Genomic DNA, 19,171 nt, shown 5'->3' on the forward strand with positions numbered 1-19,171 from the left:
AGGGCTGGCTGAAATGATTCATCCCGGCCACATAAGCACCAAAAAGGCATTGCAGGAGAAGATCTCCGGCAATGCCTTTTTGTATTTGATATGGAGAAGGGGAAACCGGAGAGATTACTAGAACGTCAAGTCTGGTCTGTGTACTCTCTTAAACCGGCAGATTTTCCCGATATTCCTGCGGTGTAAGATCATAAAATTTCTTGAAAACTCGAATGAAATATGCGGTATTGTTGTAACCGACAAGTTCTGCAATCTCAAACACTTTGGCGGTTGATGTTCGCAAATGATAGGCTGCTTTCTCCATTCTTAACCGGTACACATAGGCAGTAAGTGCTTCACCTGTCTCCGCCTTGTATACCTTGGACAAGTAGACTGGATGCAGATGCACATGGTCGGCAATTGCAGGCAGTGATACATCTCCAGCCAGATGAAGGTCGACAAAACTTTTGACGCTGCGCACAATGGTGCTGTGATTGTCTCTAAGCTCTTGTTCAGCATCATCTCGTATGTAATGAAGTGTACGCACGGACCAGTCCTGTAGCTGCTGCGCAGTGGAATAGCTGGGAGCTTGAAAGTAACGATAGGACTCTGCTGGAATCAAAGAAGAGATTTGTTTGCCATTTTTATGAATGATGTACGCAAACGCGCCCGCTATAGCAAAATACACCTCAAAGGTTGACTCGGCAATATCATGATGTTCATTGGAATGCAGCAGTTCCGCAAAAATGTGTTCGATTTTCTGTTCCACATCCTCAAAGCGACCAGCTTCGAGCAGGCTAATCAACGTTGGTGGCTGATACAGCGACCTAATCGTATGTAGAGGGTTAGCATCCGTTTCATCAGAAGCGGTAACAAACAAACCTTGCACCTGACCCATCCGTTTACGCATGGACATAACCGTTCGCTCATAGAGTTCTCCAATTTCGTGGGGAAACTTGCCCCAACTGGAGACGGAAATGGATATTGCACCTTTCAGGTATAACTGAACATTGGTTTGAATCTGGGCCGCATACTGCTCAAGCAGGGTCTGAGGCGTCTCGCTCCTGCTATAACTCATCGTTGTGGAATGTTTCATGCTTACCAGAACGACAATGTAATCGTGCACGTCACGTGTATGCCAGATATGAAAATGATTATGCATCACTTCACTTATGATATTACATATCGCATATTCCATTAGAGCCAGGTCGCCGTGTGCCATATCGGATAGATGTTTCTCCATACGGATAATCAGCATGCCGAGATCCTCTCCTACGGAGTAGGGAAGCTCCAGCAGATCAAGCTTGTCTGCCAGCGTCTTCTGATCATAGACTTTTCCAGTCAGCAACTCATGCAGCATCGTGGATTGAAGCAATGGCAGATGATCCTGAAAGGCGTGTAAGGCTCTTTGATGAGATGCTGCTGTTTCCCACTTTTCTTTAATTCGATGAACAAGACGCTGCACGGATTCGATCAGATCTTCATCGCTAACAGGTTTCAGCAAGTAATCAAAGCTTTCCTGCGCAATGGCCTGTTTCGCATATTCAAAGTCGGCGTGACCTGATAAAAGAATTGTCTGCACATGAGGCCACTTTTCATGAATCGCTGTAATCAGTGCAATGCCTGACATTTCGGGCATACGTATATCCGTAATTACAATGTCAATGTCGTGGTTGTCCATAATTTCCAGCGCTACTGCACCGGATAATGCTTCATGGACTGTACCGATCCCGCAGCTTTCCCACGGAATGGTCTCTGCCAGCGTTTCCACGACGGAACGTTCATCGTCAACTAATAATATTTGCAGCATGGGTCGTTCACCTACTTGTCTGTATTGTCGTGCCACGTGATGTTAACTTTAATCCCACCCATTGAAGAATGATCATAAGATAGTCCAGATCCTTCACCGTACAGAAAAGATAAACGCTGATGGACATTCCATGTACCACATCCCATATTCTCATCCAGCGGTTTAAGAAGATTATCTCTCAGATGATCAAGCTGTTTCTCAGACATGCCAAGCCCGCTGTCCTCCACGGTAATCGTGTACACATCATCCTCGCAGTCCGCATAGATTTTAATCTCACCATCTACCGATTTGGGCTCCAGACCATGAATAATAGCGTTCTCAATAATAGGCTGGAGGGTTAGTCTGGGAACTGTTTTATCTAAAATATCATGGGGCACGTCGATTGTAAAATGCATTCGTTCCAGACGAAGTGACTGGATTTCCAAATAATTTTTGACCATCGTCAGCTCTTCACGAAGCGTGGCTTGATCCTTTTCGGACCTGGTTATGTATCGGTAATACTCCCCCAGATTCAGTGCCATGGCTACCACGGCCTTTTCATTTTTCATTCGGGCCATGTTCTTGATATAGAACAGACAGTTATATAGAAAATGCGGATTAATCTGCGATTGCAACTGTTTGAGCGTGGCTTCCCGACTTCTTAATTTCTCCTCATATACATTCTCGATTAATTCTTGAATTCGTTGAGCCATGATGTTGAAACGTGCAAATAACAAGCTGAACTCATTGCGTGCAGAATGATGAAGCCGAACGGAAAAGTCCCCGGTGGACAGGCGATTCGTCCCTTTCACCAACTGTAAGAGTGGAAGCTGCACACTTCGGTAGAGTGTATATAATACAACAACGCTCATCACGATCAGAACGGCAATTGAAGCATAAAAAAGATTCCGGCTGCTCGTAATCGGTTTCAAAATTTGCTGCATAGGCACATAGTCAACATAATACCAGCCGAGGCTCTTGGATTGAATATAAGAGACGTAATATTCCGTTTTGTTCAACGTTGTACTGAATCCACCGCTGGCCTGCAGTTTTGCTTCTTTCAGAGAAGGGAGAATTGCGTTCAAGGTTTCTTTTCCAGAACTATTGCTGATTAATCCATAATCGGGATGGAACATAAACGGGTCACCTTTATTATTTAACTTGTTTTGATTAAGAAGTGCAGTTAAGTGATGAACTGGAAAACTGATTTTGGTAATCAATCTGGCTTTGCTAGGTCTCGCCATCGCTGTCGTTGGATCGGTAGTGTACCAGATAAACTGATTGTCGGCATAGGTCCAGGATTGCGAGAGAGGCTCCTTAAATTCATCATCCCTGTAAGGAATGTAAGCATAATAATCCGTTGATATCACTTTTTGCATCCTTGGGAAGTATAGTGTGATGGTCGAATGCCATTTGCTTGCTGCGTTGTACAGATTCATTTTCTCCAGAATGGCACTTCCAACTTTCACACGTTCATAGGGAATGTCCTTGTAGTCGGGGCGTTGATATTCCTGAATACTCGAATCTTGCCCAATAGACATCCCATACAATGACAATTGGTAAATGTTGGATTCTACTGAATCAGCAAATGTTGAGAGATGATTCATCGTATTGTTCTGAATCTCGTGTTCGATAACACGCACGCTTTCCCGGTTCGAGTATGTATAGAGAAACAGCACCAGAATAAGCAGCATCACAAACAACAGTGTAATTTTGGTAAAGACATTCAAGCGTGTGAACAAAGTCCAACCTCCTTAATCTTATTAAAATATTGATATCGTTGTTGCAATATTAGGATATAGATCACAAATTTCCATTGCTATAATTTTAATATACAAGTTCACGATGACTTGTAAAATACAAAATTTAGAACATGGGGGATGCAGGAGTGAAGGAACATACGTTAGAAACGCCGCATAAACGGCGCTCCACCAGGGTTAAACAGCGCTGGAATATGCAACGGAACTGGACCTTGCATATGATGCTCATTCCAGCTGTATTGCTGGCACTGGTGTTTCAGTACATACCGATGGGCGGCATTGTAATTGCTTTTCAGGATTTCAAACCATACTTGGGATTTTCTGAATCCAAATGGGTGGGTTGGGACAATTTCCGATATTTATTTTTATATCCGGACGTAGGTCAGGTGATCTGGAATACGCTGGTCATTGCATTTTTCAAAATCATAGCAGGACTATTCGCTCCATTCCTGTTTGCCATTTTGCTCAATGAAGTACGCTTGACGGCATTCAAGAGAGTAAGTCAAACGCTTGTGTATCTACCGCATTTCCTATCATGGGTTATTCTCGGTGGTATTCTGCTCGATATCCTGTCTCCTCAGGGCGGCATGGTCAACCAGCTTGTCGTAGCCTTTGGAGGAGAACCGATCTTCTTCCTGGGAGACGGTACATGGTTCCGAATAACGCTGATCCTCAGTGATGTGTGGAAAGAATTTGGTTTTGGTACGATCGTATTTCTGGCTTCTCTCTCAGGAATTAATCCCGCACTCTACGAGGCTGCCGAGGTGGATGGGGCCAACCGATTTAAACAGACGCTGCACATTACGATTCCGGCATTAATGCCGATTACAATCGTACTGATGACACTCTCTATCGGCAACATCTTGAACGCCGGTTTTGATCAGGTGTTCAACTTGTACAATCCACTTGTGTATGACAAAGGCGACATCATTGACACCTTTGTATATCGACTCGGGATTCTGAACGGGAAGATGAGTTTTGCCACAGCAGTAGGATTGTTCAAATCTGTGGTTGCTACCATTTTGATTGTTATATCTTACAGAATGGCTTACAAACTAGCTAATTATCGAGTTTTCTAGAGAGGAGAAAAGGGCTTGTATTATAAAACAAAAGGATACCGCATATTCAGCATCGCTAACTATACTTTTCTTGGGATATTATCGATACTCTGCATTTTACCAATTATTCATATATTGGCTGTTTCATTCAGCAGTATGGCGCCAGCATCATCAAACCTGGTTACCTTCTGGCCCATCGGGTTCACAACCGACGCATATGTGAAAACATTCGGGAATTCAAACTTCATCAACTCCTTGATCGTATCACTTAAACGGACTGTAATTGCAACGATCATTGGTATGGTCATCATGCTCATAACCGCATTTCCGTTGTCAAAGGAAGATATCAGTTTTAAAGGTCGCTCCTTATATACATGGTTTTTCGTATTTACCATTTTGTTCAGCGGCGGTTTGATTCCAAGTTACATTCTGATCCAGAAGCTTGGCTTGATGAATACAATCTGGGCGCTTATTCTGCCTGGCGCACTGTCCGTGTGGAACGTTATTCTCATGATGAACTTCTTCCGCGGTCTGCCCAAAGAACTTGAGGAAGCAGCTTATTTGGATGGAGCAGGTCATATCAAAACGTTGATTCTGGTCTACGTACCGCTTTCACTTCCAGCTATCGCAACCTTGTCCTTATTTACGATGGTGTATCAGTGGAACTCCTGGTTCGACGGCATGATCTATATGTCTGATATTAAAAATTATCCACTTGCTTCTCTATTACAGACCATTATTGTTCAGCAAGATCTCAGCAAAATCAACGTCGATCCTTCCATGTTGGAGAATATCTCGCAGCGAACCGTACGCGCAGCACAGATCTTTATCGGCGCGCTTCCGATCCTGATGGTATACCCGTTTTTACAACGTTTCTTCGTTAAGGGGATCGTTATTGGAGCAGTTAAGGAATAGGTTATGCAAATGCAAGGATAACTGAGCTGAGGGAGGAAGAAGGATGAGAAAAGGACTGGCATGTATGGTGGCATGGAGTTTAATGGCTTCTCTCGTTTATCCAGCAACTGCTGGAGCAGAAAGTGTACAGGGTCAAGCGGAGGTGGGAAATGTGCAGGCAAAAAGCCTGCACTTCTCTGTTCCCTATACAGACCTGACGGGGCATTGGTCACAATCTGCAGTTACACGTTTGCAAGACTTGAATTTATTGAAAGGTTATACGGACGGTACGTTCAAGCCCAGTCAGGTCATTAGCCGAGCTGAATTCGTCATGATTCTGGATCGGGCCTTTGGTTTCACCGGTAATGCGGCGACTGGTTCATATGCGGATATGACTTCAGACGATTGGTACTATGACGTGATGGTACGAGCGAATGGTTCTGGCATCATCGAAGGGACAGACCGTGAACATCTGTCACCACAACAACCGATTACACGCCAAGATGCAGCGGTTATGGTAGATCGAGCTTTTCAACTTTCAGCGGTTACAAATGAAGATAGTGAACAATTGAAATTTCAGGATGCAGATGATATTTCCGGTTATGCAAAGAAAGCGCTTACCTATCTGGTGAACGAAAATATTCTTAAAGGTTTCCAAGGCAAATTAAATCCCAAAGCCCCGATTACACGAGCGGAGACGGCAGAGTTACTGTCAGCGATGATTGCAGATGTAAAAAGCACTCCTGGAACATATGAGTCCCGGGTAGATGGCAACTTGATTATTAAATCGACGGATGTCACGTTGAAAAATATGATTGTTAATGGAAATCTGCTGCTGGCAGAAGGCATAGGCGAGGGATCTGTTGTTCTTCAGGGCGTAACTGTTACAGGAAGTGTCATCATTAAAGGCGGAGGCAGTCATTCCATCAACATTAACAACTCCAAGCTGAAGCGAGTAGTCGTTGACAAACGTGGGGAACCCGTCAGAGTTGCCATTACGGAAGAAAGCAACATTCAGGAGATGCATGTAAAGCAGAAATCCATTCTGGAGATCTCTTCAAACAGCCTGATTGATTCCATGAATATTCATGCAGAAGCGAGTCAGACTCGAATGGATACCAAAGGTACGATCCAAAAATTGAGTGTAGATGCCGATGATGTTGTGATCAACGGAGAGAAAGTAAAACAAGGATTGCGCACATCCATGGTGGGTGAAGCCCAACAACCTGCTTCATCGCAGCCTGGTGGTTCAACAAATGTGACAAGTACACCTACACCATCTTCTCCAGACGGGCAATCACCGTCTACACCATCAACACCAAGCAATCCTGCGGGCGAAAAACCGGTTCCAGCAACAACGATTCCGCATGATCAATGGGAGCTGGTCTGGAATGATGAGTTTAACGGGCCTTCGATTGATGCTTCCAAATGGACCGTGCAGGATACAGGACTCGTTTATAACAATGAAATGCAATATTATAGCCCCGATAACACTCGCATTACAAAAGATCAGAATCGAAGCGTGTTGCAGATTGAAGCAAAAAAGGGTCCGAAAAACGGTAAAGATTACAGCTCTGGCAAACTGATCTCCATGGGAAAAGGCGACTGGACCTACGGTAAAGTAGTTGTACGTGCGAAGCTTCCGATTGAAAAAGGCATGTGGCCTGCCATATGGATGATGCCAACAGATGAAGCACATTATGGTGGATGGCCTGCCTCTGGAGAAATCGATATTATGGAGCTAATTGGTGGCAAAGAGAGTAATAACAAGGTATATAGCACATTGCATTATGACAGTGTGAAGCCTGTCGGTTCCCATGGACATGATCAGGGAAGCCTTACTCTTCCGAAGGGAGAAACTTTTACTGACGATTATCATGATTTCCAGGTGGAATGGTTGCCGGGTATGATTCGTTTCTATGTGGATGGAAAGCTACATCATGAAGTGACCAACTGGCAAACGAAGGCCGCGGGCCAACCCGAGTATTATACGTTCCCTGCACCATTTGATCGTCCATTCTATCTGATTCTGAATCTGGCAGTTGGAGGAGACTGGCCGGGGGCACCTGAAAGCAACTTCACTTCCGAAAAGATGAATGTTGATTTTGTGCGAGTATATTCTTACAAAAATCTAGACACATGGCCTGATGTAACAACAAATCCCATCGAGCCTGCACAACAGCGTGACCCACAAGCCGATGGCAATCAAATATACAATGATCGTTTTGCGGAAGGGTCTGCAGACAATGGAGTGCCTCTTCAGTGGAAATTCATCACAAATGCTGATGGAGCTGGCAGTGTCAAAGTTGTAACGGATGAGCAGAAAGGGAAAGCAGCAGAAGTTACCATTGATGCATCGGGTACTGAAAACTACTCGGTTCAACTCACTCAGATGCCGATGTACATCAAGAAAAACAAAAAGTACAAAATACAATTTGATGCGAAAGCATCTGCTAACCGTACAATCATGTCCAAACTGAACCAATTTGAAAAAAGCTGGACCAATTATTCGGGTGATAACACCTTTGAACTCACGACAGATTGGCAATCCTATGACTATACCTTCAATATGCGGGATGGCACGGATAACAATGCCAGATTCGAATTTAATCTGGGGTTGGATGATACAACCGTTTCGTTTGCCAATGTCAGACTGATCGAGGTGGGTGAGGCTGATCCGTTAACTGTCGAACGAAACGCGCTACCTGATGGCAACTTTATTTACAATGGCACATTCGATCAAGGCAAGGAGCGTCTGGGATTCTGGTCAAGCAGCATTCAGGACAGTGCGGCAGCCAATATAAGTGTAAATAACTTTTCGAAATTCCCGATTATGGAGCGTCAGCTGGTTGTTGATGTTACTCAAACGAATGGTGACCCACAGCAAGTTTCGGTGAACCAATCGGATTTGAAGTTGGAAGCGAATACAACGTATGGTTTCTCCTTAGATGCCAAGGCAGATACAACGCGAAGCATCGACATTGATGTTGTCAGTAGTAATGGGCATACAGTACAGGCTCATCAAGGACAAAACCTCTCCTTGAACCAAGAAATGAAAACATTCACTGGAGAAATCATCATTGGAGATGGAGCATCAATCGCACAATCCGAGCTAAGAATGTTATTCGGCAGTACTGAAGGTAAGGTATATGTGGACAATGTTCGTCTGACGAAACGCGGCAAACCTCTGTCAGTGAATGGCTACGCACATGTACCTGCAACCGAAGCCTGGATGATGCAGGGTTTACAACTGGAGGACTCCGTAGAAGGAGGAAAACATGTCAGTTACATGGATCAGGGAGATCTGCTGCAATATAAAATCGATGTAGCTCACGACGGAGTATATGTTCTGTCTGCCCGAATGGCCAGTGGAAAAAGTGACTCTAGCGTTCGTTTCAGCATCAAAGACGAACAAGGGATAATTGTCGCACAATCTGACCTCAATCTCGGAGATACAGGTGGATGGCAGAAATACAAAACGGTTTATTTCCCTCCAGTTTCCTTAAATGCAGGAAGCCAATATTATGTTGACTTTGAAGGCGAGAATTATAATACACGCTGGATAGACATTTCACAAAATAAAGTTCAAAATGGAAAACTTGCAGCAGACCTGAACTACTGGGAGCTGATTCCCGATGTTCTGACAGCCACATATGCAGAAAATGCCGGCGTGACGATTGACATGCCCGGCACGAGTACGGATTGGTGGGATGCTTTGCTGCAACAAGGTCAGATCAAACTGGATGCAAACAAAACATACCGACTTACCTTCGAGGCATCTACTTCCAGTCCTAAATCCATGCAAGCGGTTCTTTCTCAGAATGCAGGGGATTTTGTGAAGTATTTTGAAGAAGAAGTAGAATTAACCACAGATCAAAAGTCGTATAGTTATACCTTCACCATGGGAGATACCTCAGATTCGGCAGCTATGCTTGCATTTGGATTAGGATATCCGCTTTCTACAGGTGAACACTCGATTCACATCCATAACGTGCAATTATATGAAGTTAATCCGAATGCAGATCAAGGAGGTCAGCCAGCTCATGTTAACCTTATTCCTAATGGAGACTTCTCCAAAGGTAAGGAAGGTTGGTTTACCCACGCGGACGGTAATGCAGCGGACCTTGAGATGCAAGTTAGCAATCAACAGCTTCAAGCCAAGATTGGCCATGCAGGCCAGCATCCATGGGATCGTCAAGTCATCAATGAAGGATTTGGCATACAGCAAGGTTTTAAATATAAATTGACGTTTAAAGCCAAAGCGGAGAAGTCCAGGAAATTGGGTTTGGGGATTGGATGGGTCGATGCAGCTGCCAACTATGAATGGCATGGGTTCTTTGGGGCACGAGTTGATTTGACTCCAGAAGAACAGGAGTTCACGTTTACTTTTGATGCAACAGAAGACAGCTATGCGAATACTCGAATTTCATTTGATCTGGGTAACATTGATGGTGAGCAAGATGGCAACACAACCGTCTCATTATCCGAGGTCAGCTTGATTAATCTGGGTCCTGCCAATTAACTTCTGAATTCTCTATAATTTGTCTTATATGCTTGCCTAATTCTCTTATTACCTATGCACGCAGAATAAAGTTGTCCAGGAATGACATCATAAAGAAGTAGTATACATCTCAGTTTCCAGAGGAGGATATCTTGTATGGCTGACCAGAAGAAAAGAAAAGAAGCTGCCTGGAAGTCACGAAAGCAAGAACAGCATCCCCATGGCAAAATCAAATCGCTTAAAGAATTATCCAGCGAATATGAAGAGAAACCTACTACGAATTAAGCAAGAGACTGTCAGTGAACATTGCTGGCAGTCTTTTCTTCATATATTGCAGACATTGAGCGATACGTACTTACTCTATTCTAAAAACGAATGAATGCAAGATATAATGCCTGGATAGTTCGTAAATAACTGTGAACAAATCGTTAATTCATTGACATTGCATGTAATTTTAATTAGAATACGAAATGGACTTCAGGTTGAAAACAGATATGAGTATCTTTATGTTTAGTTTAGAGCTTAGCTGTTGAATCTTTAAATCCTAACAACGAATATAGGAGCGACAATATTACAATCCTATATGAAGATTAGGATTTTTTGTTTTTAGCTTTGGAGTATAATTTGAAAGTTGGAGGCTGGCTTTACCATGGACAAATGGTTCAAACTTAAAGAACGAGGCACGAGCATCCCCACAGAAATTATCGCAGGGGTTACAACATTTTTCACAATGGTATACATAGTTATCGTAAACCCAGGAATACTCAGCAGCACAGGCATGGACTTTAACGGAGTATTCATAGCAACGGTGCTGGCAAGTATTGTGGGAACTCTGATTATGGGAATATGGTCCAATTATCCAATCGTCATTGCGCCGGGTATGGGCCTGAATGCATTCTTTGCCTATAGCGTAGTTGCCGGGTATGGCGTGTCATGGCAGGTTGCACTGGGAGCCGTATTTATAGCAGGGATTTTGTTTATTATTTTATCACTGACTTCATTCCGTTACATGTTGCTTGATGCAATTCCTGCTAGCTTAAAACATGCCATAACCGCAGGGATCGGATTGTTTATTACAACGGTAGGTTTGCAAAATGCCGGGATTATTGCCGATTCAGAATCGAATTTGATTACGATCGGAAACTTGGCTGAGCCAATGGCTTATCTGACTATTATCGGATTGATTATTACCGTTGTGCTGATGGCTTATAATGTGAAAGGTTACCTTTTCATTGGAATGGTGGTAACAGCGATACTTGCCTGGATCATGGGACTATTCCAAATGCCGGAATCGATTGTATCCATGCCGCAAGGCCTCGCGTCAACGGCTTTGCAACTGGATCTGGCAGGGGTATTCTCGAATGGCTTATATACAATCATATTTACCTTCTTGTTGATCACGCTGTTTGATACGACAGGCACGATGCTCGGCGTTGCTGAACAAGCAGGATTGCTTAAGGATGGTAAATTCCCACGCTCGCGTGGCGCATTATTGGCAGATGCCGTAGGAACAACCAGTGGCGCTTTGCTCGGAACAAGCCCAACATCAGCTTATATCGAATCCAGCACAGGGGTAGCTGCAGGAGGAAGAACGGGACTGACAGCGGTAACGGTAAGTGTACTGCTTGCGCTGACCTTGTTCTTCACACCAATCGTAAGTGTAATATCAAGCATTCCGGCGATCACTTCTCCGGCACTGATCATTGTTGGATACTTTATGATTAACGTTATCAGCAAAATCAAATGGGATGATCTCGAAGAAGCATTTCCTGCCTTCCTGATTATCATCCTTACTCCATTGACGCATAGTATTGCGACAGGCATCGGCGTAGGTTTCATCTTTTATCCGGTACTCAAGCTGCTTCGTGGAAAAGGTAAAGATGTTCATCCAATCTTCTACATTTTTGCAGTATTGTTCTTCATTCAACTTGTGTTCCTGGACCACTAAAACTGTCTTATCCTATGGAGAACTGCTCTCAACAAGCAGCTCTCTTTTTTTTGTAGTTCATACTCCGTTCATATTCCCGTCACGAAGGGGACATCTTCGATGGTTACACTAGACCTATGTCGCAAGAGCGGCTCTACAGATATAATGGACAGGAGAAGATGGATTTGGAAAAAACAGTGGAAGTAACAACAACGGGGACTAAGGGCCGTAAAAAACGGAACTTATGGTTAAAAATAATAGGTGGTATTATCGGCGCGCTGGTGCTGTTCATGGGCATCACGTTTGTCGTTCATACGATAAGTAATGGGGTAGAGAAAAAGAAAATCGAATCGTACGGCCAATATGTCAATGTCGACGGGAAAAATATGAATGTGTCCATTCAAGGCAGCGGCGAACAAACCATTGTGCTTCTTCCTGGACAAGGAACTCCGTCACCAGTGCTAGATTTCAAATTGTTAGTCGATGAATTGACGCCTGATTACAAAGTTGTGGCGATTGAGCCTTTCGGTTATGGGTTAAGTGATCAAACCGAAACGGAGAGAACCACCGAGAATATTGTTAGTGAAATTCATGAAGCTGTACAGCAGCTCGGTATAGATCGTTATATTCTGATGGGGCATTCCATCACGGGACTGTACGCAGCGACGTATGTGAACACGTATCCGGATGAAGTCTCTGCTTTTGTCGGGATCGATAGCAGTGTTCCGAATCAACCTGGCATGGATGTTAAATTACCTTTGAACTTAATGAAATTCCTTCAAAAATCAGGCTTAATGAGAGTACTCAATAAAGTGAGTGGTGATTCATATGCATCACTTGCCTATGATGAACATACCAAAGAACAGATGAAGTTGATTTCGAATCAAGTCTCGACAAATCCGACTTTAGTAAATGAGCTTAAACATCTGGGTTCCAATTTCAAAAATGGAGAAAAACTCACGTATCCTCGTGATCTGCCAGTGCTTCTCTTTGTACTTTCCAATAACGAGAAAAACCCGCAGTGGATTCCGCTACATGAAGAACAAGCCAAACAATCCGCGCAGGGCAAAATGATCCCTATGGAAGGTTCACATTACCTGCATCATACGAAATACAAAGAAATTGCCGAGGAATTCAAATCTTACATGAAACAAATCCAATAGGATGATTGATCATTGAACTGCGGTGATAATTGAAGGCAGGATTGAGGGGATACCCTGATCCTGCCTTCTTTCTTTTTTTTGGATAACTACTGTACCAAATGTTCCAGATCCGGCTGCAATTTGGTCCGCAAAACATATAACATGATGGCCCCAACTAGGAACGCGGCGGCATCAGCAATAACAAGTGACCAGATCACTCCATGAAAGCCATTCATTTGATTAGCGATATACAATACAGGAATTAACGTAACTCCTTGAATTATGGACATAACAAACGCGGCTGTTCCTTGGGCTGTTGCTTGGAAGATCCCCATAAACAAAGAAGTCATTCCTGTAATGAACAAGGATAAAAAGGTTACATGAAGAATGTAGCTACCCATTTCAATTAATTGCGGGTCCGTCGTAAATAAACCAATCAAGTGGTCAGAGATCAGATAAACGATAACACCAAACAGGACGGCTAAGCCCAAAATAGCTTTGATCGTGAATCCAATCGTTTGTTTCATGCGTAATTTGTTCGCTGTGAATGAGAAGGCAATCAATGGCACAACTCCCTCGCACAAGCCCATCAGAATAAACTCAGGAAATTGCAATAAACGTGATGAGATTCCATACCCCGCAACGGCCTGATCCCCATATTCGACAAGAAAAAGGTTAAGAATAAGGGACATTGCACCCAAGAAGACACTCATAACAAAGACGGGAACACCGATTTTGAACACATTGCTCAGGATGTCCTTGGTCACCTTGAACCATTTTAGGGAGACGGTTAAGAATTGACTCTTATAACTCATATGGTAAGCGTAAAATGCACTCGCAACCGAGTTGGAGATGACGGTAGCAGATGCAACGCCAATCACGCCCCAATGGAAGACAAAAATGAATAGTGCATCAAGGATAATATTTATAACAACACTGAGAATCATACCGGTCATAGAAGTCATTGCTGAACCTTCTGAGCGCACGATATTCTCCAGGGTGAAGAATAAGATGACGAAGGGTGAACCCATAAGCATAATCGTGACATACTCTTTCGTAAATCCGAAGGACTCTGGCGTTGCCCCCAGCCCATGAACGATTGGTTCACTCAGCGGGAGCCCAACGGCCATCACAATAATTCCGAGAACTAAACTGCTGTAAAAGGCAAATGAAGATACATGCTTCAGATCATCTACTTTTTTCTCTCCCAGCAAACGGGAGATGAATGTGCCGCTGCCTATACCAATTAAATTACCAAGGGCCATGATGACCGCGAATAAAGGTAAAGTTAATGCGAGTGCGGTTAACATTGCCGTATTACCCAGTGTGCCAAGGAAATAGGCATTCAAGATGGAGTAAATAACACTCATTGACGTGCCTAGCATCATTGGGACAGCAAAATGAGCTACGGCTTTAGCGATTGGTGCTTTTTCAAAGTAATGGAGGTTTTCTGCATCCATGTGGGTCACTACTTTCTTCGTTAATATTGATCTAATCTAACACCGTTAGATTGAACCTTACAGTGTTAGATGTTATCATGAACTTATGAACCTGTAAAGCATAAACTTACACTGTTAGATAAAAGGGCGGATACTGATGAAAAAACAACAGCCTCAGATTTCGGAAGATAAGATTTTGGAAATTTCGTGGGAGCTTCTCGGGGAAGAGGGCATCGAGAAATTCAGCATGAGACGCTTGGCAGACAAGTTGGGGATTCAGGCTCCATCTCTATACTGGTACTTCAAGAGCAAGCAGACGCTCTACCAGCGTCTGGCCAACCAGATATCGAAAATTATTCTTGACGAGTTTCATACTGAAGGGGACTGGAAGGAGCAGATGGAGGGGCTTGCGGTGACGGTACGGAGTGTGCTCAGCAGATACCCGTGCTCCACACAGCTCATGATGATGACGTTGCCCCATGAACCGGACATGATCCGCTTCACCAACCGCATGTTGCTCTGCATGGAATCAACGCCATTGGAGCAAGAACAGAAATTACAGGCAGTTCTTACGCTTGTCAATTATGTATTCTATTTCGTTCTGGACGATTATCAGCATCAGCGCAATATCTCTGCTGTTCTTAAGGATCAGGAAGCACTTCAGGGTGAGGAGATGATCCAACTTCTGGACTCCATGAGTGAGAAGGAAGCTGGAATCTTCAGTAGGATGTATAAGAGCGGTATGTTTGAGGTGATGGGAACCGATGGAGCGTTTGAGTTTGGAGTGAAGTTGATTTTGTCGGGGATTGAGCAAGTGATCAAGGCTGATCAATAAAGGATCATCAGGAGATATATGATGGTAATGGCTTCGGACCATTCATCTCAACCTAGGAAAAGAAGTATACCAGCTCATGCTTAAGGACGATTCCCATTCGGAAATCGTCCTTTTTTTGTGATAACTTGACATGGATTCAGACAATATTGATTGAAAATCATTTGGAAACAGTCGATCTACTTTGAAGATAAATTTCCATATCTGGGCTCGATCCTTTGAGTATCTTTTCCGATACAATATTGGCTAAAACACTGTTATATACAGTTCCGTTATCTCCGTAGGCCATAATGATATAACAATGCGGATAAGATTCGTATTGACCTATCACAGGTAATCCGTCATGTGTTCCTCCATAAAATGCGCCCAAGTAGTATTCCGGTTCGACCTGAATGTCCGTAAATAACTTATTAAATTCCTCAATTAGTTTGTTTTTGCTTGCTCGTATTTTGGAGTCTCTGGTTTCAGCGTATGCTGTGTCCTTATCCATTCCTCCGATGATCACCCGATTGTCTGCGGTTGTACGCATGTACACATATGGTCGAGCAGTCTCCCATATCAATGTCCTCTTATACCAGCTTGAAAAATCATTAATGGGTTTAGTGATTACTGCATAGGAGCTGGAGAGTGTAGCATTTCTCTCGACTTTGAAGTCCGCATCTTCATAGCCGGCTGCGATGATAACGTGTTTTGCCCGGATCTCGCGGCGTTCTTTGGTATAGAATATAGCGTAATCCTTTTCGAATCGCTTACCGGTTATTTCCGTATTCTCGAATATCATTATTCCTTGTGCTTTTACTTTCTCAAGAAGTCCGTATACATATTTTAACGGATTCATCTCGCCATCATCATGATAGTATAGCGCTGCTTCTTTCTGAAAAGGGTACGCCCTTGATATATGCTGTTTGTCCCACAGATCGACTTTGAATCCATGTTTCTGAAGAAGAGCATGCTCATCCTTCAGAGCGGACACATCCGCTTGGTAACTTGCGTAATACAGGCTATCACGTCTTGTGAAATCGGGATCAATCGGAAGCTTTTGACATGCTCGCTCTATCTCATTAATAGCTTCTTCACATAATTTAAGATGACGAGCAGCCACTTTTTCACCAAAGGAGTGACTAAGCGATACAAAACTTTTTTCTCCCGCGTATTGAATCAAAGCTGTGTTGGTACTGGTACTGCCTTCTCCAGTTTTTCTCTTATCCACGATAACGACGGACAATCCCTGATCACTTAGGAAATTTGCACACTGGGCACCTGAACTGCCAGCCCCTATGATTAGTACATCGCAGGATATGTCCTCTTCAAGCTTGGGATAGGAGGGAGGATTCACCATTGTTGTTGGCCAATATAGTTTACCGCTTTGCAGATCCATATCAAGTCTCTCCCTTATATATATTCGGAGCTTAGTATGAACAGTTTGTGGAAACTCAATGCAGGCCAACGGAGTCTCTTATTATCAAGGAGTTATGAGTATTAGGTATCGATGTGATAAATGCCAATCTCGTTGTGAAATAGGTGACCGTCCAGGTGGCAAATCCTGCTCCGTACATCCAGCCGTCCGTTTATGGGAAGTACCATTCATTTATCCGAATCGTTCTAGTTACTTTAAAACCCAAACCAAAAGAGCAATCTCCAATGAGGTTGCTCTTTTGGTCATGGCTTATTTTGCCTAACGGTGTATACGCAGTTTCTTCCTCCGGCTAGAATGTATTCTCCCCGTTCAATATGAACATTATCACCTAGAACTGTTTTGAATAAATGTAGCTCATTCTTGCATAACCCGGTACATACCGCGGCCGCTTCACAGATCGGACAATGTTTCTCAATGAGTAGGAGACTACCATCATCCTGCTCCTTAACCTCGGCCATATAACCTTCATTGGTGCGAATTTCGGCCAATTTCTCCAATTTCTCTCGAACTCCTGATGCATCCCCAAGATGCTGAAGATATTGTTCTTGCATATTTTTATTTCGAACATCCAGCAGCTTGTCCAGCCCTTCAGTACCAAAAGCCTCTTTCATCGAATGGATGAGACTGACGGATAAATCGGAATATCCACTTGGGAAAAAACGATTAGCCGCGGGAGTTAATATCCATAGCTTGGTGGGGCGACCCATGGGACGGGCCTCTTCCACAGTGGTAACCAATCCTTCTTCTTTTAGCGCATTCAGATGTTGCCGAATAGCCATTCCAGATAACGAAAACTGAGTGGAGAGTGCCACGACATCCATTCCCCCGCGCTCTTTTAACAGATTAATAATTGCTCTCCGGGTACTGGTCGAGGCATCCTTTTTGGTTTGATTTCCGCTCATGGTGCACCTCCTTTTGAAACAACTGAATCTTCATGAATAACTACATTTTAAACAAAAATGTTGACAAAGTCAAAGCCGAACTGTAGCTTAGACATTATAAACAAAAATGTTTACTAAGTATCCGGATACGATGTATACATACCAATTTTCTTGGAGGTCACATTTCATGTCGTCTAATCATCAAAGTATTTTCAGCCCGCGTTATTTTGCACTAACCATAGGGATTATTTTGTCAGTGATGGCCGTTGGATTCGAAGGTTTATCCGTCACCACCATTGCTCCTTCAATTGCTGGAGACTTGAACGGTCTTAGCCTATTCGGGTGGATATTCAGTACATATCTGCTTGCGCAGATTATCGGAACGCTGGTCGTCGGTCGGATCATTGATAAAAGAGGACCTGCAGCACCGTTCACTTTTGCACTTCTGTTGTTTATCGTAGGGCTGATCGCTGCCGCAACCGCAGGCGACATGTATACCATGATAGGATCACGGGCTCTACAGGGTTTGGGTGCCGGAGCTATGATGACTTGTGTGTATACGGCTATATCGTTAAGTTACCCGGATGAGTTACGTGCCAAAATACTTGGAGCATTTGGTACTGCCTATGTTCTTCCGTCCATGCTCGGTCCATATGTAGCAGGAGTTATCGCAGATCAGTGGTCCTGGCGCTTTGTTTTCTGGGGGATCTTACCTGTGCTGGTGGTTTCAGCATTGCTTAGTTTACCTGCCTTTAGGAAATTGAAAGTGCAGAAGACGGGAGGGGATAGCGGATCTTCATCCACTTGGATGGCTTTACTCTTAACGTTGGGTACAGGGGTTTTCCTGGTTGGTCTAAGTAGGCTTCCGAGCATTATGGGATTTGTTTTAGTCATAATTGGCTTCGTATTGATGATATTTCCTCTCCGTAAATTGCTACCGAAGGGAACACTTACGTTGCGCAGAGGAATGCCAGCTATTTTGGCAACACGTGGATTGTTCTTCGCTGCCTATACTAGTACACAGAATTTCCTGGTATTGGCTCTAATCGATGTGAAAGGAATTACACCTTCTCAGGCCGGATTAATTGTGGCGAGTGCTGCATTAAGTTGGTGTATCATTGCGTATTTGCAAGGACGGTGGGATGCGGCAGATCAGGGCAGTGGACGTCATATGAGAATTATTCTTGGCGTATTGTTACTTGCCATAGGGATTGCCATCGTATTTTGGGTACCTGTTGTGACCGTTACCATTGCAGTTATTGGTCAGATCATTGCAGGAGTTGGTATTGGATTGGCGCATCCGATTAGTGGTGTTGTCGCATTTTCCCAAACGGGGGAAGAAGGCGTGGGCCAAACCTCGGCAAATCTGCAATTTGCAGATTCTTTTACACCTGGTGTAGTGATCGGTATTGGTGGTTCCATTCTTGTCGTGTGTCAGGCTGGCGGTATGTCCCTTCAATCGGGCTTAATTGTAGCCATGGGTTTCCATCTCTTGTTGATCGTCACGAGTATCATTGCCAGCACTCGGATCTCACCACGCAGATGAATAAGA

At 43.7% G+C, this 19,171-nt stretch carries 13 protein-coding genes; 8 read left to right on the forward strand and 5 right to left on the reverse strand.

Annotated features, from left to right (window positions below; genetic code table 11):
• Window positions 1-148: 148 nt before the first annotated feature.
• Window positions 149-1,825, reverse strand: a complete 1,677-nt coding sequence (locus MKY66_RS15375) for a response regulator (protein WP_339805118.1) — start codon at window positions 1,823-1,825, stop codon at window positions 149-151.
• The gene (locus MKY66_RS15380; protein ID WP_083657026.1) at window positions 1,801-3,510 is read right to left on the reverse strand and encodes a histidine kinase; all 1,710 of its coding nucleotides are present in this window, start codon (window positions 3,508-3,510) and stop codon (window positions 1,801-1,803) included. Before MKY66_RS15380 ends, MKY66_RS15375 begins: the two co-directional genes overlap by 25 nt.
• Before the next feature lie 212 nt (window positions 3,511-3,722).
• Between MKY66_RS15380 and MKY66_RS15385 the strand changes: the two genes are divergently transcribed.
• The 6 genes from MKY66_RS15385 to MKY66_RS15410 all read left to right on the forward strand — a co-directional run bounded on the left by MKY66_RS15385 (window position 3,723) and on the right by MKY66_RS15410 (window position 13,071).
• Window positions 3,723-4,607 (forward strand): ABC transporter permease subunit, encoded by an 885-nt coding sequence (locus tag MKY66_RS15385; protein WP_100527900.1) that lies wholly within the window; start codon window positions 3,723-3,725, stop codon window positions 4,605-4,607.
• Window positions 4,608-4,622: 15 nt separating this feature from the next.
• Window positions 4,623-5,501, forward strand: a complete 879-nt coding sequence (locus tag MKY66_RS15390; protein WP_076210648.1) for a carbohydrate ABC transporter permease — start codon at window positions 4,623-4,625, stop codon at window positions 5,499-5,501.
• Between the two features lie 43 nt (window positions 5,502-5,544).
• Window positions 5,545-10,002: a carbohydrate binding domain-containing protein gene (locus tag MKY66_RS15395; protein ID WP_076210646.1), complete on the forward strand. Its 4,458-nt coding sequence runs from the start codon at window positions 5,545-5,547 to the stop codon at window positions 10,000-10,002.
• Between the two features lie 135 nt (window positions 10,003-10,137).
• Window positions 10,138-10,266 carry a DUF6254 family protein gene (locus tag MKY66_RS15400; protein ID WP_219845137.1) on the forward strand — a complete coding sequence of 43 codons (129 nt, stop codon included), beginning with the start codon at window positions 10,138-10,140 and terminating at the stop codon, window positions 10,264-10,266.
• 364 nt (window positions 10,267-10,630) lie between these two features.
• A complete protein-coding gene (locus MKY66_RS15405) occupies window positions 10,631-11,929 on the forward strand; it encodes an NCS2 family permease (protein ID WP_076210644.1) in 1,299 nt (432 codons plus the stop codon).
• A 164-nt stretch (window positions 11,930-12,093) separates the two neighbouring features.
• Window positions 12,094-13,071: an alpha/beta hydrolase gene (locus MKY66_RS15410; protein WP_179088515.1), complete on the forward strand. Its 978-nt coding sequence runs from the start codon at window positions 12,094-12,096 to the stop codon at window positions 13,069-13,071.
• An 86-nt stretch (window positions 13,072-13,157) separates the two neighbouring features.
• Here MKY66_RS15410 and MKY66_RS15415 read toward each other — a convergent pair whose 3' ends face one another.
• Window positions 13,158-14,510, reverse strand: coding sequence for an MATE family efflux transporter (locus tag MKY66_RS15415; RefSeq protein ID WP_076210642.1), 1,353 nt, complete (start codon window positions 14,508-14,510; stop codon window positions 13,158-13,160).
• Between the two features lie 136 nt (window positions 14,511-14,646).
• On the opposite strand from MKY66_RS15415, the gene MKY66_RS15420 reads away from it, so the two are divergent.
• Complete coding sequence (locus MKY66_RS15420) at window positions 14,647-15,324, forward strand: TetR/AcrR family transcriptional regulator C-terminal domain-containing protein (protein WP_076210640.1); 678 nt, start codon at window positions 14,647-14,649, stop codon at window positions 15,322-15,324.
• 157 nt (window positions 15,325-15,481) lie between these two features.
• Here MKY66_RS15420 and MKY66_RS15425 read toward each other — a convergent pair whose 3' ends face one another.
• Together MKY66_RS15425 and MKY66_RS15430 are read right to left on the reverse strand one after the other, a co-directional pair.
• Window positions 15,482-16,699, reverse strand: a complete 1,218-nt coding sequence (locus MKY66_RS15425) for an FAD-dependent oxidoreductase (protein WP_076210638.1) — start codon at window positions 16,697-16,699, stop codon at window positions 15,482-15,484.
• 281 nt (window positions 16,700-16,980) lie between these two features.
• A complete protein-coding gene (locus MKY66_RS15430) occupies window positions 16,981-17,640 on the reverse strand; it encodes a metalloregulator ArsR/SmtB family transcription factor (protein ID WP_076210636.1) in 660 nt (219 codons plus the stop codon).
• 166 nt (window positions 17,641-17,806) lie between these two features.
• On the opposite strand from MKY66_RS15430, the gene MKY66_RS15435 reads away from it, so the two are divergent.
• Entirely contained in the window at window positions 17,807-19,165 is a 1,359-nt protein-coding gene (locus MKY66_RS15435; protein WP_076210634.1) for an MFS transporter, read from the forward strand.
• Window positions 19,166-19,171 lie beyond the last annotated feature (6 nt).

This window comes from Paenibacillus sp. FSL R5-0766, assembly GCF_037971845.1.
GTDB lineage: Bacteria > Bacillota > Bacilli > Paenibacillales > Paenibacillaceae > Paenibacillus.